The 20738-nt window shown below is 59.2% G+C and carries 27 protein-coding genes; 15 read left to right on the top strand and 12 right to left on the bottom strand.

Features of this window, described 5'->3' with window-relative positions; translation table 11 throughout:
- The first annotated feature begins 27 nt into the window (after window positions 1-27).
- The 13 genes from nrdR (at window position 28) to MKI83_RS13040 (ending at window position 10236) form a co-directional block, all read left to right on the top strand.
- Window positions 28-495: a transcriptional regulator NrdR gene (gene nrdR, locus MKI83_RS13100; RefSeq protein WP_241587135.1), complete on the top strand. Its 468-nt coding sequence runs from the start codon at window positions 28-30 to the stop codon at window positions 493-495.
- Window positions 492-1613, top strand: a complete 1122-nt coding sequence (ribD, locus tag MKI83_RS13095; RefSeq protein WP_241587132.1) for a bifunctional diaminohydroxyphosphoribosylaminopyrimidine deaminase/5-amino-6-(5-phosphoribosylamino)uracil reductase RibD — start codon at window positions 492-494, stop codon at window positions 1611-1613. The genes nrdR and ribD overlap by 4 nt, the downstream gene beginning before the upstream one ends.
- A gap of 2 nt (window positions 1614-1615) precedes the next feature.
- Complete coding sequence (locus MKI83_RS13090) at window positions 1616-2281, top strand: riboflavin synthase (protein WP_241587129.1); 666 nt, start codon at window positions 1616-1618, stop codon at window positions 2279-2281.
- A gap of 27 nt (window positions 2282-2308) precedes the next feature.
- A complete protein-coding gene (gene ribBA / locus MKI83_RS13085; protein WP_241587126.1) occupies window positions 2309-3403 on the top strand; it encodes a bifunctional 3,4-dihydroxy-2-butanone-4-phosphate synthase/GTP cyclohydrolase II in 1095 nt (364 codons plus the stop codon).
- A 57-nt stretch (window positions 3404-3460) separates the two neighbouring features.
- Window positions 3461-3937, top strand: a complete 477-nt coding sequence (ribH, locus tag MKI83_RS13080) for a 6,7-dimethyl-8-ribityllumazine synthase (RefSeq protein ID WP_241587124.1) — start codon at window positions 3461-3463, stop codon at window positions 3935-3937.
- Window positions 3934-4401 carry a transcription antitermination factor NusB gene (nusB, locus tag MKI83_RS13075; RefSeq protein WP_241587122.1) on the top strand — a complete coding sequence of 156 codons (468 nt, stop codon included), beginning with the start codon at window positions 3934-3936 and terminating at the stop codon, window positions 4399-4401. Before ribH ends, nusB begins: the two co-directional genes overlap by 4 nt.
- A gap of 2 nt (window positions 4402-4403) precedes the next feature.
- Window positions 4404-5378 (top strand): thiamine-phosphate kinase, encoded by a 975-nt coding sequence (gene thiL, locus MKI83_RS13070; protein ID WP_241587120.1) that lies wholly within the window; start codon window positions 4404-4406, stop codon window positions 5376-5378.
- The gene (locus MKI83_RS13065; RefSeq protein ID WP_241587118.1) at window positions 5371-5865 is read left to right on the top strand and encodes a phosphatidylglycerophosphatase A family protein; all 495 of its coding nucleotides are present in this window, start codon (window positions 5371-5373) and stop codon (window positions 5863-5865) included. Before thiL ends, MKI83_RS13065 begins: the two co-directional genes overlap by 8 nt.
- On the top strand, window positions 5838-6578 hold the full coding sequence (locus MKI83_RS13060) for a substrate-binding periplasmic protein (RefSeq protein WP_241587116.1): 741 nt from the start codon (window positions 5838-5840) through the stop codon (window positions 6576-6578). Before MKI83_RS13065 ends, MKI83_RS13060 begins: the two co-directional genes overlap by 28 nt.
- 13 nt (window positions 6579-6591) lie before the next feature.
- Entirely contained in the window at window positions 6592-7224 is a 633-nt protein-coding gene (locus MKI83_RS13055) for a retropepsin-like aspartic protease family protein (RefSeq protein WP_241587632.1), read from the top strand.
- A gap of 113 nt (window positions 7225-7337) precedes the next feature.
- Window positions 7338-7928 carry a TetR/AcrR family transcriptional regulator gene (locus MKI83_RS13050; RefSeq protein ID WP_241587114.1) on the top strand — a complete coding sequence of 197 codons (591 nt, stop codon included), beginning with the start codon at window positions 7338-7340 and terminating at the stop codon, window positions 7926-7928.
- Window positions 7929-8004: 76 nt separating this feature from the next.
- Window positions 8005-9114 carry an NADH:flavin oxidoreductase gene (locus MKI83_RS13045; protein WP_241587112.1) on the top strand — a complete coding sequence of 370 codons (1110 nt, stop codon included), beginning with the start codon at window positions 8005-8007 and terminating at the stop codon, window positions 9112-9114.
- A 162-nt stretch (window positions 9115-9276) separates the two neighbouring features.
- Entirely contained in the window at window positions 9277-10236 is a 960-nt protein-coding gene (locus tag MKI83_RS13040) for a DegV family protein (RefSeq protein ID WP_241587110.1), read from the top strand.
- On the opposite strand, the gene MKI83_RS13035 is transcribed toward MKI83_RS13040, so the two are convergent.
- The 9 genes from MKI83_RS13035 to MKI83_RS12995 form a co-directional block, all read right to left on the bottom strand.
- The gene (locus MKI83_RS13035) at window positions 10222-11427 is read right to left on the bottom strand and encodes a glycosyltransferase family 4 protein (protein ID WP_241587107.1); all 1206 of its coding nucleotides are present in this window, start codon (window positions 11425-11427) and stop codon (window positions 10222-10224) included. The two genes, MKI83_RS13040 and MKI83_RS13035, sit on opposite strands and share 15 nt — an antisense overlap.
- 86 nt (window positions 11428-11513) lie before the next feature.
- Window positions 11514-12257, bottom strand: a complete 744-nt coding sequence (cysZ, locus tag MKI83_RS13030; RefSeq protein WP_241587105.1) for a sulfate transporter CysZ — start codon at window positions 12255-12257, stop codon at window positions 11514-11516.
- 49 nt (window positions 12258-12306) lie between these two features.
- Complete coding sequence (locus MKI83_RS13025; protein WP_241587103.1) at window positions 12307-14292, bottom strand: sensor domain-containing diguanylate cyclase; 1986 nt, start codon at window positions 14290-14292, stop codon at window positions 12307-12309.
- Between the two features lie 77 nt (window positions 14293-14369).
- Entirely contained in the window at window positions 14370-14714 is a 345-nt protein-coding gene (locus MKI83_RS13020; protein ID WP_241587101.1) for a HopJ type III effector protein, read from the bottom strand.
- Entirely contained in the window at window positions 14711-15004 is a 294-nt protein-coding gene (locus tag MKI83_RS13015; RefSeq protein WP_241587099.1) for a DUF1244 domain-containing protein, read from the bottom strand. Before MKI83_RS13015 ends, MKI83_RS13020 begins: the two co-directional genes overlap by 4 nt.
- A gap of 57 nt (window positions 15005-15061) precedes the next feature.
- A complete protein-coding gene (folX, locus tag MKI83_RS13010) occupies window positions 15062-15433 on the bottom strand; it encodes a dihydroneopterin triphosphate 2'-epimerase (protein ID WP_241587097.1) in 372 nt (123 codons plus the stop codon).
- Window positions 15433-16017, bottom strand: coding sequence for a GTP cyclohydrolase I FolE (gene folE, locus MKI83_RS13005; protein WP_241587095.1), 585 nt, complete (start codon window positions 16015-16017; stop codon window positions 15433-15435). Before folE ends, folX begins: the two co-directional genes overlap by 1 nt.
- Window positions 16007-16711, bottom strand: coding sequence for a dihydromonapterin reductase (folM, locus tag MKI83_RS13000; RefSeq protein WP_241587093.1), 705 nt, complete (start codon window positions 16709-16711; stop codon window positions 16007-16009). The genes folE and folM overlap by 11 nt, the downstream gene beginning before the upstream one ends.
- Window positions 16712-16855: 144 nt before the next feature.
- Window positions 16856-17284, bottom strand: coding sequence for a thiol-disulfide oxidoreductase DCC family protein (locus tag MKI83_RS12995; protein WP_241587091.1), 429 nt, complete (start codon window positions 17282-17284; stop codon window positions 16856-16858).
- An 83-nt stretch (window positions 17285-17367) separates the two neighbouring features.
- Between MKI83_RS12995 and MKI83_RS12990 the strand changes: the two genes are divergently transcribed.
- Window positions 17368-18294, top strand: coding sequence for a MerR family transcriptional regulator (locus MKI83_RS12990; protein ID WP_241587089.1), 927 nt, complete (start codon window positions 17368-17370; stop codon window positions 18292-18294).
- A gap of 58 nt (window positions 18295-18352) precedes the next feature.
- Here the strand turns inward: MKI83_RS12990 and MKI83_RS12985 are convergent, their stop codons facing one another.
- Both MKI83_RS12985 and MKI83_RS12980 read right to left on the bottom strand, forming a co-directional pair.
- On the bottom strand, window positions 18353-18988 hold the full coding sequence (locus MKI83_RS12985; RefSeq protein ID WP_241587087.1) for a hypothetical protein: 636 nt from the start codon (window positions 18986-18988) through the stop codon (window positions 18353-18355).
- Between the two features lie 143 nt (window positions 18989-19131).
- Window positions 19132-19575 (bottom strand): PAS domain-containing protein, encoded by a 444-nt coding sequence (locus MKI83_RS12980; RefSeq protein WP_241587085.1) that lies wholly within the window; start codon window positions 19573-19575, stop codon window positions 19132-19134.
- Window positions 19576-19686: 111 nt separating this feature from the next.
- Between MKI83_RS12980 and MKI83_RS12975 the strand changes: the two genes are divergently transcribed.
- Window positions 19687-20139: a flavodoxin gene (locus MKI83_RS12975; RefSeq protein WP_241587083.1), complete on the top strand. Its 453-nt coding sequence runs from the start codon at window positions 19687-19689 to the stop codon at window positions 20137-20139.
- Here the strand turns inward: MKI83_RS12975 and MKI83_RS12970 are convergent.
- Window positions 20136-20738: Crp/Fnr family transcriptional regulator (locus tag MKI83_RS12970; RefSeq protein WP_241587081.1), on the bottom strand; the 603-nt coding region annotated here is incomplete at its 5' end. The genes MKI83_RS12975 and MKI83_RS12970 overlap by 4 nt on opposite strands.

Here is a 20738-nt window from a genome sequence, read left to right as displayed (position 1 = left end):
CCCCCTGTTCTTTATGCGGTTACGGCCATGCACTGTCCCTTTTGTGGTGCCCACGATACCAAGGTGATCGACTCGCGCTTGGTGGCCGAAGGCGAGCAAGTGCGCCGTCGCCGTGAGTGCCTTGCCTGTCAAGAACGCTACACCACCTTTGAAACCGCCGAGTTGGTGATGCCGCGCATCATCAAGCAAGACGGCTCGCGTCAGCCCTTCGATGAAGACAAGCTGCGCGCCGGCCTGCAGCGTGCGCTGGAAAAGCGTCCGGTGAGTGTCGAGCGTTTAGAAGAAGCCATCGCCCATATCAAGCATCAGCTGCGCGCCACCGGCGAGCGCGAGGTCAAGTCGTTGACCTTGGGCGAGTGGGTGATGGAGGAGCTGCAGAAGCTCGACGAAGTGGCTTATATCCGCTTCGCCTCGGTGTACAAGCGCTTCCAAGATTTGAACGAATTCCGCGAAGAAATCGAGCGCCTGTCGCGCGAACCTACCCAGCATTCATGAGCCTGTCCGATCACGCCGCCATGGCGCGCGCGCTGCAACTGGCGCGCCGTGGTTTGTACTCTACCCATCCTAATCCGCGCGTCGGCTGTGTGCTGGTGCGCGACGGCGAAGTTGTCGGCGAAGGCTGGCACGCCCGCGCTGGCGAGCCGCACGCCGAGGTACACGCTTTGCGTGCAGCCGGTGAGCGTGCGCGCGGAGCCACGGCCTACGTAACCTTAGAACCCTGTAGCCATCATGGGCGCACCGGCCCGTGTGCCGATGCCTTGCTGGCTGGCGGCGTGAGTCGCGTGGTGGCTGCGATGCAAGACCCCAATCCGCAAGTGGCAGGGCAAGGGTTGGCGCGTTTGCGTGCCGCGGGGGCTATGGTTGAGAGCGGTTTGCTTGAGGCCGACGCGCGCGCGCTGAACCCGGGCTTTATCCAGCGCATGGAGCAGGGCCGACCCTGGGTGCGCGTTAAGTTGGGCATGAGCTTGGACGGTCGCACGGCCATGGCCAGCGGTGAGAGCCAGTGGATTACCGGCCCTGCCGCGCGCCAAGCGGTACAGCGCCTGCGCGCGCAGTCGTCGCTGATCATCAGCGGTGCCGATACCGTGCTGCTCGACAATGCCCGCCTGACCGTGCGCGCCGATGAGCTAGGGCTTGATGAAGAAGGCCGCGCGCTGGCCCTCAGTCGCCCACCGCTGCGCCTGTTGATTGATAGCCGCTTGCGCGTGCCGTTAACTGCCGCGTTTTATCAGGCGGGCCCTGCGTGGCTGGCAACGGCGCCGGCGGTCGCGGATAGCGCGACGACTGCTTATCGCGAAGCTGGGCACCGGGTGTTGCCGGTGGCGTTGCACGAGCAACAGTTGGATTTGTCAGCCTTGCTGGCGCAGCTGGCCGCCGAACAGATCAACGAAGTGCTGGTGGAAGCCGGCCCGCGATTAGCTGGGGCTTTTGCTCAGGCGGGGCTGGTGGATGAGTATTGGCTGTTTCAAGCGCCCTTGTTGTTAGGCAGCGCGGCGCGCCCGCTACTCGATTGGCCGCTGGACAAGCTGGCTGACGGCCCTAGGCTGAGTATTACTGAACGGCGCATGGTGGGCAGCGATCAGCTGATCATCGCGCGACCATTGAAGGAGTAAACATGTTTACCGGCATTATCGAAGCCCAAGGCACCCTTCGTGCGCTGACCCCCAAAGGCGGTGATGTGCGCGTCTATGTGCAAACCAATGCCCTGGACTTAGGCGATGTAAAACTGGGTGACAGCATCGCGGTGAACGGCGTGTGCCTCACCGCCGTGGAGCTGCCGGGTGATGGTTTTTGGGCCGATGTTTCTGGCGAAACCATCCGCCGTACCGCGTTTGTTGACTTGAAAGTGGGCAGCACGGTCAATCTGGAAAAAGCCCTCACGCCGACCACGCGTTTGGGCGGGCATTTGGTCAGCGGGCATGTGGATGGCGTGGGTGAGGTGGTGAGTCGCGACGATGACGCGCGCTCCATTCACTTTCGCGTGCGCGCGCCCAAAGAACTGGCCAAATACATTGCCCACAAAGGTTCCATCACCGTCGATGGCACCAGCCTGACGGTGAATGCGGTTGATGGTGCGGTGTTCGATCTTAATATCGTGCCGCACACCGCCAAGGAAACCATCATGGCCGACTATCGGCCGGGGCGTCGGGTCAACTTGGAAGTCGACCTTCTGGCGCGCTATCTGGAACGCTTGCTGCTGGGCGATAAGGCCGCTGAAGGTTCCGCCGCTGGCGGCATCAGCGAAGCTTTTCTGGCCGAGCATGGCTTTCTCAAATCTTAACGACTGACCTGTCCAAGGAGCCGCCCTGTGGCCCTCAATAGTATTGAAGAACTGATCGAAGACATCCGCGCTGGCAAGATGGTCATCTTGATGGATGACGAAGACCGCGAGAACGAAGGCGACATCATCATGGCCTCGGAGGCGGTGCAGGCTGAGCACATCAACTTCATGGCGCGCTTTGCCCGTGGCTTGATCTGCATGCCGATGAGCAAAGAACGCTGCGAGCTGCTTAATCTGCCGCTGATGGCCGCGCGCAATAACTCGGGCTTTGGCACTAAGTTCACCGTGTCGATCGAAGCCGCGACCGGTGTCACCACCGGTATTTCTGCCGCCGATCGCGCCCGCACAGTGCAGGCCGCGGTGGCGCCGGATGTTACCGCTGACGATATCGTCAGCCCCGGTCATATCTTCCCGCTGATGGCTCAGCCTGGCGGCGTGCTGGCGCGTGCTGGACACACTGAGGCTGCGTGTGATTTGGCGCGGCTGGCGGGTTTCGAGCCTTCAGGGGTGATCTGCGAAATCATGAATGACGACGGCACCATGTCGCGTCGCCCTGAGCTGGAAGTGTTCGCCCAAGAGCACAACATCAAGATCGGTACTATCGCCGACCTGATTCATTACCGCTTGTTACACGAGCGCACCGTGCAGCGGGTTAATCAGCAGCCGCTGGATACCGAACACGGCGAGTTCAATTTGGTCACCTACCGTGACGGCGTCGAGGGCGATATTCACCTCGCGTTGACCATGGGCGAGATCAGTGCCGAAGAGCCAACCTTAGTCCGCGTCCACAACATGGACCCACTGCGCGACCTGCTGATGGTCAAGCAAGAAGGTCGCTGGAGCCTGCGCGCGGCGATGACCAAAGTGGCCGAGGCCGGTAAAGGCGTGGTGCTGTTGCTCGGCAACCAGCTCAGCGGCGATGCCTTGCTGGCGCACGTGCAGCGGCAAACCGGCGTTGCCGAAACACCTAAGCGCCCAGCGTCGTATCAAGAAGTGGGTGCCGGTTCGCAGATTCTGCGCGACTTGGGCGTGCGCAAAATGCGTTTGCTGTCGGCACCGATGAAGTTCAACGGCATATCCGGCTTCGACTTGGAAGTTGTAGAATACGTCGACTGCGAATAACCCTTTCCTGTGGCAGGCCTTGCTGGCTTGCCCGCTCTTTATTGTGACGAGATAACCATGAACCTGAAGACCATCGAAGGTACTTTTACCGCCCCTAAGGGTCGTTATGCGCTGCTAGTCGGCCGTTTCAACAGCTTTGTTGTCGAAAGCTTGGTCGAAGGCGCGGTGGACACCCTAGTACGCCACGGCGTGAGCGCGGACGACATCACCCTGGTGCGTGTGCCCGGTGCCTTTGAAATGCCCCTGATGGCGAAGAAATTGGCTGCCAGCGGCAAGTTTGAAGCCATTGTTGCCTTGGGCGCAGTGATTCGTGGCGGCACACCGCACTTTGAATACGTGGCCGGTGAGTGCACCAAAGGCTTGGCGCAAGTGTCGTTGGAATACGCTCTGCCGGTTTCCTTCGGCGTGCTGACGGTCGATTCGATCGAACAAGCCATCGAGCGCTCTGGCACCAAGGCCGGTAATAAAGGCGCTGAAGCCGCTATCTCTGCTCTGGAAATGCTCAGCGCTATCGCTGCGCTGGAGGCCGTGTGAGCGAACAAGGCAAGCCTAAGGCCGCTAAATCGCCCATCGCCAAGCGCCGCAAAGCCCGTAGCTTAGCGGTGCAGGCGTTGTACTCATGGCACATGGCGGGGCAGTCGGTGACTGAGATCGAAGCCCAGTTCCGCACCGATAACGACTTCAGTGATGTCGACGGTGCTTACTTCCATGAGCTGCTCACGGGCGTGGCGCGCTTAAAAAGCGATATCGATGAGTGCTTCGAGCCCTTCCTCGATCGCGCCATGGCGGAAGTCGATCCGGTTGAGCTGGCGGTGTTGCGCTTGTCGACCTACGAGCTGCGTAACCGTGTTGATGTGCCCTACAAAGTAGTGATTAACGAAGGCATCGAGCTGGCCAAGGTTTACGGCGCCACCGATGGTCACAAATTCGTTAACGGTATTCTTGATCGTCTTGCACCGCGCTTACGCAGTGCCGAGCTGCGTGGCGCCAAGCGCTAAGAATGCCAGCGGCTGAATTCGCGCTGATTGCGCGTCACTTCGCCAGCGCCGCTTGTGCGGCGCCAGGCGATGCGCTGGTGCTGGGCATTGGCGATGACTGCGCTGTGCTCGATATCGCCCACGGCCAGCAACTGGTCGTTTCTACCGATACCCTCAATCAAGGTGTGCACTTTCCGCTCGACGCTGATCCGTATGCGTTGGCGTGGCGGGCGCTGGGCTGCACCTTGAGCGATTTGGCTGCCATGGGCGCACGACCGCTGGGTTTTACCTTAGCGCTGAGTTTGCCGCAGGCCGATGACGCGTGGCTGAGTGCCTTTGCCAAAGGCTTGAACGAAGCGGCCTTGCGTTATCGCGTGCGCTTGGTCGGCGGCGACACCACACGCGGTGCGTTAAGCATCAATCTCACCGTGTTGGGGCGAGTGCCGCAAGGTTTGGCGCTGCGTCGGCGTGGTGCGCAAATGGGGGATCTGCTGTGCGTCGGCGGTGTGCTGGGGCAGGCAGCGGCAGCGTTGCCGTGGGTGCTGGGTGAGCGCACGGATACAGCGGCGGCCGCGGCGTTACTCAAACGCTACTGGCAGCCTGAGCCGCAAATCGCTTTGGGCCGTGCCTTGCGTGGGCGTGCCAGCAGCGTGATTGATATTTCCGATGGTTTATTGGCCGACTGTGGCCATCTGGCGCACGCCTCCGGGGTGACGCTGGAGATTGACGCCGCGCGGGTGCCGGTCGATCCGCTGGCGCAAGCGTTGCACGGCAGCGAAGCCGCCTTGGCTTACGCGTTGCGTGGCGGTGATGATTATCGCTTGGCGTTTACCTTGCCCAAGCGTTGCCTTGAAGGCCTGCAGGCTGAAGGGTTTGCCGTGCAGGTGGTCGGCCGTGTGCTGGCCGGAACGGCCGCAGTGGCGCTGATTCACCACGGCGAACGGCAGTGGGTGCAGGGTGGTGGCTATGAACATTTTGCGCAGGGACAGCATGACTGAGACTACACCGGCGTCGGTATGGCGTAATCCATGGCACTTCTTGGCGTTTGGTTTAGGCTCCGGCGCGATGCCCAAGGCGCCGGGCACTTGGGGCACGTTAATGGCCCTGCCGTTCGGCATTGCCTTGCAGTGGTTGTCGCCTTGGTTGGCTGGGCTGCTAATCTTACTGGCGGCAATCTTTGGTATCTGGCTGTGCGAGCGGGTATCACGCGACCTCGGCGTGCACGACCATGGCGGCATCGTCTGGGATGAATTCGTTGGACTGTGGATCACACTATGGCTAGCACCTGCGCATTGGTTGGTCTGGTTGGCGGCGTTCGCGCTATTTCGCTTGATCGACATCCTCAAGCCGTGGCCCATCAGTTGGTGCGACCGCGAGGTGCATGGCGGCTTGGGCATTATGCTCGACGATGTGCTCGCTGGGGTCGCCGCTTGGGCCTTGCTGCAGCTGGGGCTGTGGTGGGCGGGTTACTCACTGCTGATCTAGCGCGTGCGGAGCATCCGGCGCTGCAAGCATTGCCGCCGGTCACCCATATCGCCAGCGAAGTCTGGACCGGTCTAACCCATGCCGACGGCACCGGCATGGCGTGGGATTTACTGCGCGAAGTGTTTAACGGTGTCACCGAGATTCAGCCGCACAGCATGCCCTACACCCGCTCGGTGGGCTTGGTGTTGCAAGGCCGCCAGCATGCATGGATCGGCTCTTATTTGAATGAAGAACCGCAAGCGCTATACCCGCATTGGCCTTTTGATGCCGATCGTTTGGGCGCGCTGGCGCTACGCAGCAAGGCGATTACCTCGTTGCAAGCGCTTACAGGCCAGCGCGTGGGCTCGTTGCATGGCTACCGTATGGATCAATATTTGCCTGTGCTGATGCGCTACCAAGAGTTCCCCCGTACCACAGGGGTGCTTAACATGCTGTTGCGTGATCGGCTGGATGCGTACATTGATGGCATGGCCGAGGTCGGAGAGATTTTGGCCACCGCCAAACCGGAGTCAGCCGCCCAGTTGCAAGTGCATGAGGTCGCGCAAGTGCCGCTTTACGTGGCCTTTGCCGATACCCAGGAAGGGCACGCGTTGCGTGATTATTACGATCAACGCATGGCGCAGCTGTATGCCGAGGGTGTGATCAAGCAGGTTTATCAGCGTTGGGATTGGCCGTATGCTCCGTTCGTTAAAGTGGTTCCGCAAGGAGATTGATGTGAAGTCGTGGATGGCGGCTGCCGTGTTGGCAGTGGGAGCGATGTCGCTACATGCTGCACCCAATGTGCAGGTGGTCGGGCTGTTTAATGATGCCGCTGTGCTGATGGTCGACGGTCAGCGCAAGCTGGTGCGCGCCGGACAAACCGGGCCACAAGGGGTCAAGGTGATCAGTGCCACCACGCGTGAGGCGGTGCTGGAAATCGACGGCGTGCAACGCACCTTCGGTTTAAGCCGCGATACCACCGCGGCCGCCAGCGTTAGCGAGGCCAAAGCGGGGCTGAGCGTGGCCCGCGCCAACAACGGCCACTATTGGGTTACCGGTGCGGTTAACGGGCAAACCATGCAGTTTATGGTCGATACCGGCGCGACCTCGATTGCGATGAATGAAAGCCAAGGCAAGCGCCTAGGTATCGATTACCGCGTCGCGGGTACGCCGATGGTCGCCAGCACGGCGGGCGGCAACGTCTCGGGCTGGCGGGTCAAGCTCAATAGCGTGAAGATCGGCGGCATTGAGGTGTTGGGGGTGGAGGCCGTGGTGCTGTCTGGCGAGTTCCCCACCGATGCGTTGTTGGGCATGAGCTGGCTGTCGCGGGTGAGCTTTAAAGAAGACAACGGCGTGCTGCGTCTTGAGAGCAAGCACTAACCGCCGGCAAACGGTGGCGGCGCGGCGACTCGCATGCGCCAGTCTGCAGGGTTGCATCATCACTTAAATCAATAGTGGTGGGCGAGCGAGACGACCGGTCATATGCTCGCCGTATGCAAACAGCCAAACTTGATAAACGCGAACTGATTCTGGCCAAAGGCGCGGCGGTGATTACCCGTCGCGGTTACCACGGCACCGGTGTGCAGGAAATCGTGCAAGCCGCTGGGATCCCTAAAGGCAGCTTTTATCACTACTTCGCCAGCAAAGAAGACTTCGCCCTTGCCGCGTTAGAAGCCATCTATCGCCCGCGCTTGGCGCGCTATCAACAAGCCTTGAGCAATCCGGCCCTCACCCCTGTGGCGCGCGTGCTGGCCTATTACCGCGATTTAGAACAGCACTTTGCCCAGCAAACCGGCGCGCAGTACCACTGCTTTATTGGCAGCTTAAGCTTTGAGATGAGCGACGTGGTGCCGGCGCTGGGCGAGCAGGTCGATAAGATTTTGGCCGAGTCGGTGGCCTTGTTAGCGGCTTGTTTGCAACAAGCCCAGCACGCCGGCGAATTAGCCGCCGATGAGGATTGCAGCAATCTAGCCTTGTTTATCGCTAATGCGTGGCAGGGTGTTTTAACCCGCTTGAAAGTCAGTAACGACCTCGCCCCTGTCTCTGCTTTTGTGCAGCGCTTGGAGCGTTTACTCACCCCTTAACCGATGCCACTGCGCCACAAGCTTGTGCGTGGCACATCATTGAGACGACCGGTCATCTGCCGGCACTGGAGAACGCATGTCAGCCCCTGTTGATGCTTTGTTTGAACCCTTCCGCCTTGGCAATCTGGAGCTACCCACCCGTGTGGTGATGGCACCGATGACCCGTTCTTTTTCCCCGGGCGGCGTGCCTAACAGCAAGGTGATTGAGTACTACCGTCGCCGCGCAGCTGCCGGCGTTGGCCTGATTGTCACCGAGGGCACCACGGTCAACCATCAAGCCAGCAACGGCTACCCCAACGTGCCGCGTTTTTATGGTGAAGACGCGCTAGCCGGTTGGAAGAAAGTGGTCGACGCCGTGCACGCTGAAGGCGGCAAGATTGTGCCGCAGCTGTGGCACGTCGGTAATGTGCGCAAGCTGGGCACCGAACCGGATGCCAGCGTGCCCGGTTACGGCCCGATGGAAAAACTTAAAGACGGTAAGGTCGTTGTGCACGGCATGACCCAGCAAGACATCGACGATGTTATTGCCGCGTTCGCCCAAGCCGCCAAAGACGCGCAAAGCATTGGTATGGACGGCGTGGAAATCCACGGCGCCCACGGTTATCTGATCGACCAGTTCTTCTGGGAAGGCAGCAACCAGCGTACCGACGGTTACGGTGGCAGTTTGGCCAACCGCTCGCGCTTTGCGATTGAGCTGATCAAGGCTGTGCGCGCTGCCGTTGGTCCGGACTATCCGATCATTCTGCGCTTCTCGCAGTGGAAGCAGCAGGATTACACCGCCCGCTTGGTACAAACCGCCGAGCAGCTGGGTGAGTTCTTGCAGCCGTTGTCTGAGGCCGGCGTGGATATCTTCCACTGCTCGACTCGCCGCTTTTGGGAGCCCGAGTTCGAAGGCTCTGACCTGAACTTGGCAGGCTGGACGCGTGAGCTAACCGGCAAGCCCACCATTACCGTCGGCAGCGTGGGGCTGGATGGCGAGTTCCTGCAGTTTATGGTCAATACCGACAAAGTGGCGCAGCCGGCCGGTATCGAAAGCTTGCTCGAGCGTTTGAACAAGCAAGAGTTTGATTTGGTGGCCGTAGGCCGCGCGTTACTGGTTGACCCAGACTGGGCGATTAAAGTGCGTGAAAACCGTTTGGCCGATATCAAACCGTTCTCGCGCGATGCGCTGATGTCACTGGTGTAAGCCGAAAATAGCCGAGGCGGGTGCCGTACCCGACCTCGGTTTGGCTTGTGAAGCGTTTCACATTGCGGCACATTGTCCGACAGGCTTTTACGCCTGTTTTTTTGCGTAAAAGCACTCCCATAACAACAAAATGACCGCCCGCAGGCGGATTAGGAGTGAGCTATGCGCATTGGTTTGGTGGTGGATGCCACGTGTGATTTGCCCCATGAGTTCCTGCGTGAGCATGACATTCGCGTCATGCCGATTCATCTGCACCTGGGTGACGAGCTGGTGGTTGACCGGCGCAATCCCGACACCATGCAAGCTTTCTTAACGCGCGTTGAAGCCGGTGGCCTGCCGGCCAGTCATACCTCGCCGGTCTCATCCGAGCAGTTGCAGCCTTGGATTTTGGAAGAGTTGGTCGAGCATTACGACCTGGTCTACTGCATGACCGTTGCCGCCGCCCGCAGTGGGGTATACGAGCAAGCGGCTAAAGCCTCCACCGAAGTCATGGCCAAAGCGCAAGAAAAGCGCGTCAAAGCAGGGCAGGAGGGTGATTTTGTCCTGCGCGTGATTGATAGCGAAACCGTCTTTTGTGGTCAGGGTGCACTGGCGGCGGAAGCGGTGCGCTTGCTCAAAGCGGGTGCGCACCCCAACGCGATTCGCACATTGTTAGAAAAGCTGCGCAGCCAAATCGGTGTCTACATCCTGCCCAATGACTTGGAGCGCCTGCGCAATGAGGCGCTGAAGAAAGGCGAGAACCGCAAAGGGGCGGCCATTTGGCTAAAAGGCGCGGCGCTTGGCCTAGGCTCGATGCTGGATGTCAAACCGATTATTGAAGTGCGCAACGGCATCGAGAAGGTGCACGTCGGTGGAAAAGGCTTTGCCAAAGCGGCGGATAAGTTGTTCAGCTTTTTGGCCGCGCGCGTCGACAGCGTGTCACTGGAAGCCCCGCACTTATGCATCAGCTATGCCGGCAATATGGATGAGCTGCGCGCCATGCCCAGCTACCAAGCGTTGGAGCAGCTGTGCCCCAAGCGTGGGGTGAGCTTGTATCTGGCGCCTCTCAGCATGACCGGCATGATCAACTTGGGCGCCGGCGCGTTGGTTGCCGCGTTCGCCGGCGACTCACACGCGCTGTGATTCACCCAGCGGCACCTGGGCTGCGGATGGCGCAGGTGTCGTGGTGCCGGCGGGCTGACATAGGCTGAGCAAGTGCTGCTCAAACGCCGCCACGATCGTGGGCCAGCCTTGTGCCGTCGCGTGTTTGCGCGCATTGAGACGCAAGCGACGGCGGCTTTCACTGGATTCGTACAGCGTACAAACGTGTTCAATAAAACCGAGCTCATCTTCTGGCTGCGCCAGCAGGCCATTGTGCTCCGGCTGAACATGCAGACTGGCAGCGGCGTGGTCGATGGCCACGATGGCCAAACCGCTGGCCATGGCCTCCAGCAAGACATTGCCGAAGGTTTCAGAGCACGATGGGAAGACAAACATGTCGGCACTGGCGTAATGCTCGGCCAAGGCTTGGCCGCGCAGCACGCCGGTAAAAATCGCCTCGGGCAAGTCGCGTTCTAACGATGAGCGCAGCGGCCCGTCGCCGACCAGTACCAATTTGGGGCTGTGGCCACGCTCACGCAGTGCTTGATAGCTGCGCAGTAAAAGGGTGAGGTTCTTTTCGGCCGCGAGACGACCGACATGCAGCAACACAGGCGTGTTCTGCTCTACGCCCCATTCCTCGCGCAGGCTTTGCTTGCGCTGTGCCGGGTTGAAGTGCGTGGCGTCGACCCCATGCCCCAGCACGGCGACCTTATGAATGCCCATACGGTGCAGCAAGCGTTGTTGGGGCTCGCTGGGCGTGAGGGTGTTTTGGCAGCGGTTGTGAAACCAACACAAATAGCGCGCCAACAAGCCGCCGAGCCAATTCAAGCCATAGTGCGCGGTGTACTGTTGAAAGTTGCTGTGAAAGCCGCTGAGTACCGGAATCCCCAGCTTATTGGCGGCGCGGACCGCGGAGAGCCCCAGCGGCCCTTCGGTGGCGACGTAGAGCACATCGGGGCGCTGTCTGCGCCAGTGCCGCAGTAAGCGATGATAGGCCGACACCCCCCATTGCAGGTCGGGATAGCCCGGGATCGGCGCGCCGCGAACCAATAAGGTGTCGTCTTGGCGGCGCGGTTCCTGACCTTGGCGCGGGCGGATGACCTGTACGCGATGGCCGCGTTGCCGCAGGCCTTCACACAAATGCAGCAGTACGCGGGCCACGCCGTTGATCTCCGGTGCAAAGGTTTCGGAAATCAGGGCAATGGCTAAGGATGATGGGGCTGATGTTTGCATCACACCACTGTCGGGCCTGCGCGTGGCAGGTTAATGACAGTGGTGTGAGCAAAAAATGACAGCGTGCGGGTGCTGCCTTGGGGGCTTTATGCGGCGGCCGGGGCGGTTTCTTCGCGCACCCAAAACAGGGTCGCGCCGGTGACGGCGGCCGGCATGCACAGCAGGTTAGCCAGCGGGATCAGCGTGGCGACGTACACCACACCACCAAATCCCAGCGAACCCATGCGCCGCTGGCGCAGCCAGGCCAGCATGTCAGGGAAGCTGACTTGATTGTTATCGCAGGGGTAGTCGATGTATTGCACCGCCATCATCCACGCACCAAACACAAGCCACAGCGGTGCGGCAATCAGGTTGATGCCGGGAATAAACGACAAGATCAGCAAGGCAATGGCGCGTGGGGCAAAGTAGGCCAATTTGCGCAATTCGCGGGCGATGCTGCGGCCCACCAAGGGGGCTAAGTCACTGAAGCGAAAAGGCTGGGTGCGATCTTCGCCACGGGCCATGATTTCGACCTTTTCGGCCAAAAAGCCATTAAACGGCGCGGCGATCAGGTTGGCGAAAATGGTGAAGGTGAAAAACACCATCACCAGCACCAGCAGGGCAAACAAAGGCCACAGGATATAAGTCAGAAAACTGGCCCAATCCGGCAGGCTGGGCATGAAGTAATTAACCCAGTAGTCAAACTCGTGCCAGGCGGCGGCAATCAGACCGCCAAAGACCAGCAGGTTGATCAGTAAGGGCAGCACGACAAAGGCGCGCAGGCCGGGGCGCAGCATGAAGCGAAAGCCTTCAATAAAGTACTGCGGCGCAGAAATAGGGGCGGTGGTCACATCGGCACTCCTGTTACGACGAAGACGCTAGTGTAACGGAAGCTGTCGCCTAGGACGGTTTGGGTTGTGCCTCAGGGCTGCTGTTTTTGCTGCGCAGATCGGTGGTAAAGCGCACCACGTGATTGCGCGAGAGCTTGGCTTCATACATGGCTAGATCGGCGGCGCGCAGAAGTGTTTCGCTGTCGTTGGCATCGTCTGGGAAGAGGGCGAGTCCAATGCTGGGAGTCACAAAATCGATGCGAATGCCATCGACCTCGCACACTTCGCCGGCGCTGCTGAGTAGGCGCTGCGCGACCTGCCAGGCGTGATCGCGTTGGGTGCTGGGTAGCAGCACGGTGAACTCGTCACCGCCTAAGCGGAACACTTGGTCTTCCCCGCGTAACGCGCCAGCCAACCGCTTGGACATGGTTTTTAGGAGTTGATCGCCAATGTCGTGACCAAAGCGATCGTTAACCTGCTTGAACTGATCCAGATCGATAAACAGCAAGGCAAAGTGCTCATCGGTATGACACAGGTTGTTCAGTTGCTCACTGAAGGCTTTGCGGTTGCCAAGGCCGGTAAGAGCATCACGGTAGGCCATGTCGAGCAGGGTTTTTTGGTAGGCCTCCTGCCGTGTGGTGTCGCGCAAAATACCCCGCAGACCACAGACTGCGCCGTTTTGGTCGTGAATATGGCTTAAGCGAATTTCAAAGTGCCCGTGCGAGCCGTCTCCGCGAATGTACTCGCTGGAGAATGGCGGGATTTTCTGCTCGCCCTGCATGGCTAAAGCAAAAAACTTTTTCGCCGTGTGTTGGATGCTGTCGGGTAAGCGATCAAAACAGGTGTGTTGGGCGACATTGCTTTCGTTAAAGCCCAATAAATTTAGCAGGGTGGGGTTGGTACGTACAAAGCGGCCGTCGCGGTCGAGTTCGCAGTAACCGTCTTTGATGTTGTCGAGGATCATCTGCTCGCGTGCAACGTTGGCCTCACGCTCTTCGAGCATGCGGTTAATGCTGTGGCTTAAGCTGGTGAGCTCGTCGTTGCCGTGCAGTGGCAGGCGTTTAAGTTGTGCGCTGGCGATGTCCTTGATGCCGTCATCAATGCGCCGTAATGGGCTAAGCACCCAGTGTTCAAAGGCCAAAAAGCCAATACACAAGCCAATACCGGCCAGCACAAAGGCGCTGATCAAAAAGAAGCGCACACTGGATTGGCCTTGTAGGTACAAGGTGCGCGGCAGGTTGATGTGCATATTCCACTGCGGCTGTTGTTGGGCATCAATGACCGTGAGCTGGCCGAGTAAGCGCTGGTTAGGCAGGCTACTCGGCGGATAACTGAGGCTGCTGGAGTGGGTGACGAGCAGTGAGTTGTTGAGCGGATAACCGCTGCCGCTTGGGGCTGACTGGCTGAACGTAATGGGCGTGCGTAATTGCGTTTGCTGCTCTTCTAGCCATTGCTGATCTAAAAAACGCCCCATTACCAAGCTGCCGCGCGGCGAAACGGTTTTGTCGTTGTCGGTCACTGGGGCTTGTACGACCAGTACCGCGTTGTTGCCGATGGCCAGGTGCAGGGCGTGGCCCTGTTCGCTATCGGCTTGGGTTTGATCCAGGCCGAGCTGCTTAAGTTTACTTAGCGTGCGCTCGGGTAGCGTTTGAGCGTGGGTGGTGGGCTGCTCATTGAGCGACAGCAAGGTTTGTTCATCCACGTCGCGCCATAGGCTGGCGATAAGTTGGCGTTCGGCATTAAAAAATAAGATGAAGTGCAGGTTGAGGTTCTCAAGCGTGCTGTCATCAAGGTTGCTGTCGAGGTAGTCGTCTGATGGGTTGTCGATAAAGGCTAGGGTGTCGTCCCACCATGCCCAGTCGCGCACGATGGCCAGTCGTTGTCGCTGGTTGAAATACAGCTGGCGATTGAGCTGCTCCAGTCGCGTGCTGATTTCTTCGCGATCAGAGCGATCAAAACGGGCCAGCAAGGTGTTTTGCGCGAGCAACCAAACCGCCGCCAGAGTGGTCAGCAGCAGGGGGACGAACAGCAGCAATAAGCGGGTGCGTAGCGGCATCCAGACAGCCTTATAACGAGCTTAAGCTCATTATAGGCGGTGCTTGGTGAAATGCCGGCCCGTGCGCGGGTAACGGCTTAAGCGGGCTTTCTACTCAGAGGCTGTTGGGCGAAGCTCACGCCGGCTAAGCCGTGCAGCATTAGCGCGCGAATATTGGCGTGATCATCCCCTGTGGGGTTGGCCAGCACGGCGCGGTAATGTTCGCCGAAGGCACGTAAGCACTCTTCAGTGGATAAGCCTTCGAGCGTGGCCAAGCCGAGCAGCTTGCACGAGCCTTCGTTGCTGCCGGCAGGGTTGTGCACACCACCGTTATCGAAAGCTTGTGGCTGGTAGGCGTAATGCTCGGCAATAAACGCCAAAGTGTCGGCAAACAGATGTTGGTCGCGGGTTAGGCTCTGGCGAAACGCCTTTAGCGCGCTCATTCGGGCTTGCTCTGGGCAAAGGCGGCTAATTGTTCGCTGCTGGCTTCGCGTTGATATTGCGCCTTCCACTGCTCGTACGGCATGCCGTAGATAAGCTCGCGTGCTTGCTCTTGGCTGAGCTCAACCTGTTGTTCGTCGGCGGCGGCTTTGTACCACTTGGATAAACAGTTCCGGCAGAAGCCGGCCAAGTTCATCAGGTCGATGTTTTGCACGTCAGTCCGTGTTTGCAGGTGGCTGACAAGGCGGCGAAAAGCGGCGGCTTCTAACTCAAGGCGTTGTTGTTCGGTCATGGCAAGTCTCCTGTGCGGCGGGCAGGGTAAAACGCTCGCCGCCGATGAACAACCCTGCTAGCGGTGCTCGGCCAGCGTGATGGAGACCGACTCGGCAAAGCGCAGCGCATGCGGCTTATCGACTTCGACCTCGGCATAGCGCACCTGCGGGTGCTGCATCACCACGGCGAGTACCTCTTGGGTGAGGCGTTCAAGCAGAGCAAAGCGGTGCTCCTCCACATGACGAATTACCGCTTTGGTAATGGTGCGGTAGTTCACGGCGTGCTCAATGTCGTTTTCGGCGACGGCTTCTTCGGCGGGGTAGAGCACGGTGATGTTGATCAGCACATCTTGTTTGTTCTTGATCTCATCTTCGTTGATGCCGATGAAGGTACGCAGGCGCAAATCTTTAATGCGGATGCGCGCCATGCCAGATTCCAAACGTGCCATCAGTGACTCCGGTGAATCAGTTGCAGAAATTCGTGGCGAGTGTTGCACGATTCGCGGAACGCGCCGAGCATCACCGAAGAACTCATCACCGAGTTCTGCTTCTCCACGCCGCGCATCATCATGCACATGTGCTTGGCCTCAATCACCACCGCCACGCCGGCCGCGTTGGTCACTTGCTGCACCGCATCGGCAATTTGGCGGGTTAGATTTTCTTGAATCTGCAGGCGGCGCGCGAACATGTCGACGATGCGCGCCACTTTAGACAAGCCCAGCACCTTGCCGGTGGGGATGTAGGCGACATGCGCTTTGCCAATAAAGGGCAGCAGGTGGTGTTCGCACAGTGAATACAGTTCGATGTCACGCACGATCACCATCTCGTCGTTGTCCGACTCAAACAGCGCGCCGTTGACCACTTCATCAAGGGTTTTGTCGTAGCCGTTACACAGAAATTGCATGGCTTTGGCGGCGCGCTTAGGCGTATCGAGCAGACCTTCGCGGGCGGGGTCTTCGCCGATGCCTTGCAGGATGTGCTGGTAGTGGTCTGCCAGCGCTTGGGTGGCCGCGTTGGGCAGTTTAGTGGACATGGCGTCCTCCATTGAGCGGCACTGTGGTGCCGGTGAGGTAAGGGTTGTCGAGCAAGCTGCGCAGGGCGAGATAGAGTGGCTCGGGGCCTGGCTCGATGCCCAAGGCGGATTTGGCCAAGGCTTGCTCTTGATACTGAGGGCTGTCGTAGGGATTAAACATCAACAAGGCCGGTGCAATGCCATTGACCTTGATGTGCGGAGCAAAGCGCTCAGCAAACGACAGGGTCAGGCTTTCAAGCCCGGCTTTGCTGGCGCAGTAGGCGGTGTGTTTGGCGCTGCCCTTGCGCGTCACGTCATCGGAGATGTGCACGATGTCGCGCAAGCCTTCGCCGCGGCTAAGCAGGTCATGGCAATGCAGGTTGATCAAGTACGGCGCGAGCATGTGTACGCTAAAGAGCTGCTGGAAAATGGCCGCTTCATCGCCGGCGGATTCTTTTAGCCAACTGGAGGCGTTGTGCACGATGGCCCGTAAGCTTGCGGTTTCGCGGTGCAGGCTATCAATAAACGCCATGATGCCGGCGGTGCTGCCGAAGTCGGCTTGCAGAGTGCGCACCCCTAAGGCGCGTAAGGCGGTGATCTGCTCGCGTTCACGGCGATAGGTGATGATGACATCGTGGCCATCTTCTATCAGCCGCTGGGCGCAATGCAGGCCAACGCGCTGCGAGGCGCCGGTGATCAAAATGGGTGCGCTCATGGATTGATCCGCTGGATGAATGATTAAAATTTATACCTAAATCAGTATGTGTACAACTTTTTACGAGTTTTTTGGCCGATAACTGACTGACTCAGTGTAACGCCGCCGCCAGTCCAGCCGTGTGACGGTGAGTTAATCAGACGCTTAACGCGGTTCTCTCTGGTCGCTCGCACAGGTGTTTTGCGCGTCGATGGCGCATTGTCGCTGGCCGTCTGGGTGCGGCAGCCAGGCCAAGTGCGGGCGCAGAATGATGAACAGGCGGTAGCTTACGCGCCAGAACGGTTTGAGCCAGCGCCAGCTTAACGGTTTCACCCAGTGGCCGAGGCCTGCGGCGTGCCAACTCCAGTAAGTGGCGTCAAAGCCTTCTAGCCACTGCCCGTCGGCAAAGCGCGCGTGCAGGCGTTGGCTCAGGTCGCCCCCGGCTGGTAAGTCGGTGGGCTGCTCAAAGTTGTCTGCATGAATGTCCGCCAGGACAAGACGCTCGGTTGAGGCGTGCTGGCGCAAATGCGCGATTTCACGCGCACACAAAGGGCAGTGGCTGTCGTAATACAGGGTTAAAGGCCAAGCAGGCATGGGTTAATCCTTGTACAGTATTTGTACATTCAACACCGGTTTGTGCTGGGTTACAATCGGCCTACCGTGTCAGGGTACTGTTTATGTCTGCGTCCAAGAGCTCGTCGCCATCGCCCCAGCAAGACCTCTTTCCTATTCGTGAAGTGGTGCGTTTAACCGGCATTCATCCGGTGACTTTGCGTGCTTGGGAGCGCCGTTACGCGCTGATTGTGCCGACGCGCACCGAGAGCGGTCACCGCCTGTATTGCATGGAAGATGTTGAGCGGGTGCGCAACATCATGGCGTGGATTGAACGCGGCGTGGCGGTCAGCAAAATTGGCGATCTGCTGGCCAAGCACAACCAGCCGGCCAGCGAGCCGGTGCAAGCCAGCGGCGAGTACGAGGCGTGGCAATTGCGCGTGTTGCAAGCCGTCGAAGGGTTTTCTGAGCGTGAGCTGGAGCGTCACTACGGCCAGTTATTTGCCTTGTACAGCCCGCTCGCGGTGTTCACCGAGGTGCTGTTGCCGGTGTGGCAGCGATTACTGATTGCTCAGGAGCAATACGGCAAGCGCAGTCAGTGGCTAATGCTCGACACTTTTTTGCGTGGTCGCGTGCTGCAGCGCTTGCAGCTTGGGCGGCGCGGTGAGGTGATCCAAGTTTTACTCTGCGCGCCGGCTGGGCAGAGCCATGAGCTGGAGTGGTTGCTGGCGGGGCTGGCGTTACAAGAGGCCGGCGTAACGGTGCAGTTGCTCAGCGCAGAGCAGCCGTTGGCCGAATTGGCCTTGGTCTGCGCGCGGGTAAAGCCGCAAGTGGCGGTGGTGTTTGCGCAAAAGCCGTTCGCGACCGACTGGCTGGATAAGCCATTAGAAAAACTCAACATGGCGCTTGATTGCGAGCTGGGCTTGGCCGGTGCGGGTGCCGAGCTGGCTGAAGCGCGTTTGCAAGCGCTCGGTATCGCCTGTTTGGGCGCGCAATGGCATAGCTTGGCGCAGCGCACCCAGCGCTGGCTGCAAGAGCAGCTGGATACTTAGGCGCGCTGAGTGGCTGCGTGAGTCATTCGCGTGAGTCAATGCCACTGACGGCGCGGGCTTAGAACTGCGAGATGCCCATGTCGGCCAGGTGTTCGTCAATCGACAGCTCGGGGTGCTGTTGGCGATGCTGGTCGAAAATAAAACTGTTGATTTGATCTTCCTGTTCTTGCTCGTCATAGCTGAGCAAGTACGCCGCCTGCTGGCTACCAATATCGCGCACTTTGACTGCCGACACCGGCACGCGTTTGCTGCTGGGCAGCTCGATAAACGCTTTGAGGTGCTCAGGGGTGCCGTTGCTGCCGTGAATTAGCGCGCCCGATTGGGAAATCTGCTCGATGTGCAGGGTGGTTTGTTCGCCGTCGACACTCAGCAAACGCAGCGGTAGATGGGGCTGCAAGCGCCACTGGCGCGTCGTCGGGCCTTGTTCGTAGATGCGCGGTGGGCGCAACTCTAAGGTCAGTTTGCCGAACTCGTCTTGTACCAAGTGCAGAGGGAAAACCAGTTTGTGGCTGCGAAACAGCGCCGTCATCTGCAATTCAGAGCTGGCGGCCAAGCGCACCAGCATGGCGTTACCGGCGTCGCCGCCATTGACGGTGAACTGAGGGTGGCGGGGGATGCCGTCAGGGAGGCGGGTGTCCATGACTTCCAGCAGAAAATTCAGCTCGTCTTCGTCGAGCAAGCCGCGGCGGCCCATGATGAAATCCAACGCAGTGAAGCTGCGGGTCAATTGAGAATGAGTACAAGTATGCGATGTCGCCCAAGCTGCCGACAAGCGGGCTTGGGCTAACTGTGATGGGCTTCAGATCAAAAGTTTGCTGGCAAAATCGTGGCGCAGGATCAGTGGTTGTTCGCCAGTTGGGCCTTTAGCGCGCTAATTTCTGCTTCCAACTCGCTGACCCGCTGCTCGGCGTTGACGGCACGGGTGACGTCTTTTTGAATGCCGATGAAGTAGGTCAGTTGGTCGGCTTCGTTAAACACCGGCGTGATCGACAGTTCGTTCCAGAAGGCGCTGCCGTCTTTGCGGTAATTGCGCAGGGTCACGCGGCTAGGCTGGCCGGCCTTAATCGCCGCGCGAATTTCGCGCAGGCCTGCTTGGTCGCGGTCGCCGCGCTGCAAAAAGCGGCAGTCTTGATACAAAATATCGTCACTGCTGTAGCCGGTCAGGCGCTCAAAAGCAGGGTTTACGTAGATCAGAATATTGTCATCGCCTTCTTGCTCAGCAATCACAATGCCGTCGTTAGAGGCGTTGATCATTCGTTGCAGAAGTTTGGCGCTGATCATGGGGTAATCCTTAACAGTGTCCGTGTTGGTTAACAGCATAACGCGGCGACGCATCAGCGGCGCAGTGCTTTTGGCATAATAGCGCGCTTACATGACGCAATTGAGGTGCAGATGAAAATCGCGATTTTATCCGGGTCCGTGTACGGCGCGGCGGAAGAGGTAGCGCACGCCGCTGCCGAACAACTCAACGCCGCAGGCCTTGAGGCGTGGCACAAGCCCAAGGTGAGTCTGGATGAGTTGCTGGCGTTTGCACCTGATGCCCTGCTGGCGGTGACGTCGACCACGGGCATGGGTGAGTTGCCGGACAGCCTGATGCCGCTGTTTTGCGAATTGCGCGAGCGCTTTCCGCAGTGGATGGGCAAGCCCGCGGCGGTGATTGCGTTGGGGGATGCCTCCTACGGCGATACCTTTTGTGCCGGTGGTGAGCAGTTGCATGAGCTACTGTTTGCCGAGCTCGGCCTGAGCGAAGCGCTGCCGATGCTGCGTTTGGACGCCAGTGAAAGCGTCACCCCGGTGGAAGACTCCGCCGCCTGGTTGGCCGAATTGGCCACTCAGCTGGCTTAACCCCCCGCACCTAATGTGCTGCTGGCCGCCAGTTGGCTGAGTGCGGCGGTGTCATGCAGGGTCAAACTGCCGTAGTGCAGGCTGATCCAGCCTTGGCGCTCCCACTCTTTAAGCAGCTTGTTGATGCTTTGCCGGCTACTCGACAGCATCAGCCCTAAGGTTTCTTGTGAAACATGCAGTTGCAGGCGCAAACCATTGGCTTCAGTGCGGCCATAGCCTTCGGCGAGCATCAATAAGCGCTTGGCCAATCGCGCATCCAGACTGAGAAACGCGTTGTCCTCTAATAACGAAAAGCTAAGGCGGATATGCCAGCACAGCAGCTGCACAAAGTGTGGGTAAAGCGCTGGTTGCTCGGCGAGCAGTTGCTGAAAGCCGGCCTTGGGGATCATCAGCAAGCGGCAGTCGCCTTGGCTCCAGGCATCGTGAGTGCGGGGCTGGTTGTCGAACAGGGAAATCTCGCCAAACCAACTGCCGGGCTCCAGCAGTGTGAGCACCGCTTCGCGCCCATCGTCGGCGTGGGTGCTAAGGAAACTCTGAAAAAGACTTCCTGATTTTGGCAAAATACCCGAACGCCACCCGCCGAGTTTTCCGATGAAGCA

It is taken from the genome of Atopomonas sediminilitoris, assembly GCF_022601735.1.
GTDB lineage: Bacteria > Pseudomonadota > Gammaproteobacteria > Pseudomonadales > Pseudomonadaceae > Atopomonas > Atopomonas sediminilitoris.
Note: the sequence above shows the minus strand (reverse complement) of the source record. Positions and strands in the feature narration are given on the sequence as shown.

Bases quoted from the DNA above. Each gene is read 5' to 3' on its own strand.
- MKI83_RS13040 (WP_241587110.1), top strand. From the start codon at position 9,277: ATGCGCATTGGTTTGGTGGTGGATGCCACGTGTGATTTGCCCCATGAG.
- thiL (WP_241587120.1), top strand. From the start codon at position 4,404: ATGCCAGCGGCTGAATTCGCGCTGATTGCGCGTCACTTCGCCAGCGCC.
- MKI83_RS13020 (WP_241587101.1), bottom strand. From the start codon at position 14,714: ATGAGCGCGCTAAAGGCGTTTCGCCAGAGCCTAACCCGCGACCAACAT.
- MKI83_RS12980 (WP_241587085.1), bottom strand. From the start codon at position 19,575: ATGATCAGCGCCAAACTTCTGCAACGAATGATCAACGCCTCTAACGAC.
- folE (WP_241587095.1), bottom strand. From the start codon at position 16,017: ATGTCCACTAAACTGCCCAACGCGGCCACCCAAGCGCTGGCAGACCAC.
- MKI83_RS13045 (WP_241587112.1), top strand. From the start codon at position 8,005: ATGTCAGCCCCTGTTGATGCTTTGTTTGAACCCTTCCGCCTTGGCAAT.
- MKI83_RS12990 (WP_241587089.1), top strand. From the start codon at position 17,368: ATGTCTGCGTCCAAGAGCTCGTCGCCATCGCCCCAGCAAGACCTCTTT.
- MKI83_RS13090 (WP_241587129.1), top strand. From the start codon at position 1,616: ATGTTTACCGGCATTATCGAAGCCCAAGGCACCCTTCGTGCGCTGACC.
- ribH (WP_241587124.1), top strand. From the start codon at position 3,461: ATGAACCTGAAGACCATCGAAGGTACTTTTACCGCCCCTAAGGGTCGT.
- ribD (WP_241587132.1), top strand. From the start codon at position 492: ATGAGCCTGTCCGATCACGCCGCCATGGCGCGCGCGCTGCAACTGGCG.
- nrdR (WP_241587135.1), top strand. From the start codon at position 28: ATGCACTGTCCCTTTTGTGGTGCCCACGATACCAAGGTGATCGACTCG.
- folX (WP_241587097.1), bottom strand. From the start codon at position 15,433: ATGGCACGTTTGGAATCTGGCATGGCGCGCATCCGCATTAAAGATTTG.
- MKI83_RS13065 (WP_241587118.1), top strand. From the start codon at position 5,371: ATGACTGAGACTACACCGGCGTCGGTATGGCGTAATCCATGGCACTTC.
- MKI83_RS13050 (WP_241587114.1), top strand. From the start codon at position 7,338: ATGCAAACAGCCAAACTTGATAAACGCGAACTGATTCTGGCCAAAGGC.
- MKI83_RS13035 (WP_241587107.1), bottom strand. From the start codon at position 11,427: ATGCAAACATCAGCCCCATCATCCTTAGCCATTGCCCTGATTTCCGAA.
- MKI83_RS13025 (WP_241587103.1), bottom strand. From the start codon at position 14,292: ATGCCGCTACGCACCCGCTTATTGCTGCTGTTCGTCCCCCTGCTGCTG.
- MKI83_RS12995 (WP_241587091.1), bottom strand. From the start codon at position 17,284: ATGCCTGCTTGGCCTTTAACCCTGTATTACGACAGCCACTGCCCTTTG.
- folM (WP_241587093.1), bottom strand. From the start codon at position 16,711: ATGAGCGCACCCATTTTGATCACCGGCGCCTCGCAGCGCGTTGGCCTG.
- MKI83_RS12975 (WP_241587083.1), top strand. From the start codon at position 19,687: ATGAAAATCGCGATTTTATCCGGGTCCGTGTACGGCGCGGCGGAAGAG.
- MKI83_RS13055 (WP_241587632.1), top strand. From the start codon at position 6,592: ATGGCGGCTGCCGTGTTGGCAGTGGGAGCGATGTCGCTACATGCTGCA.
- MKI83_RS12985 (WP_241587087.1), bottom strand. From the start codon at position 18,988: ATGGGCCGCCGCGGCTTGCTCGACGAAGACGAGCTGAATTTTCTGCTG.
- MKI83_RS13015 (WP_241587099.1), bottom strand. From the start codon at position 15,004: ATGACCGAACAACAACGCCTTGAGTTAGAAGCCGCCGCTTTTCGCCGC.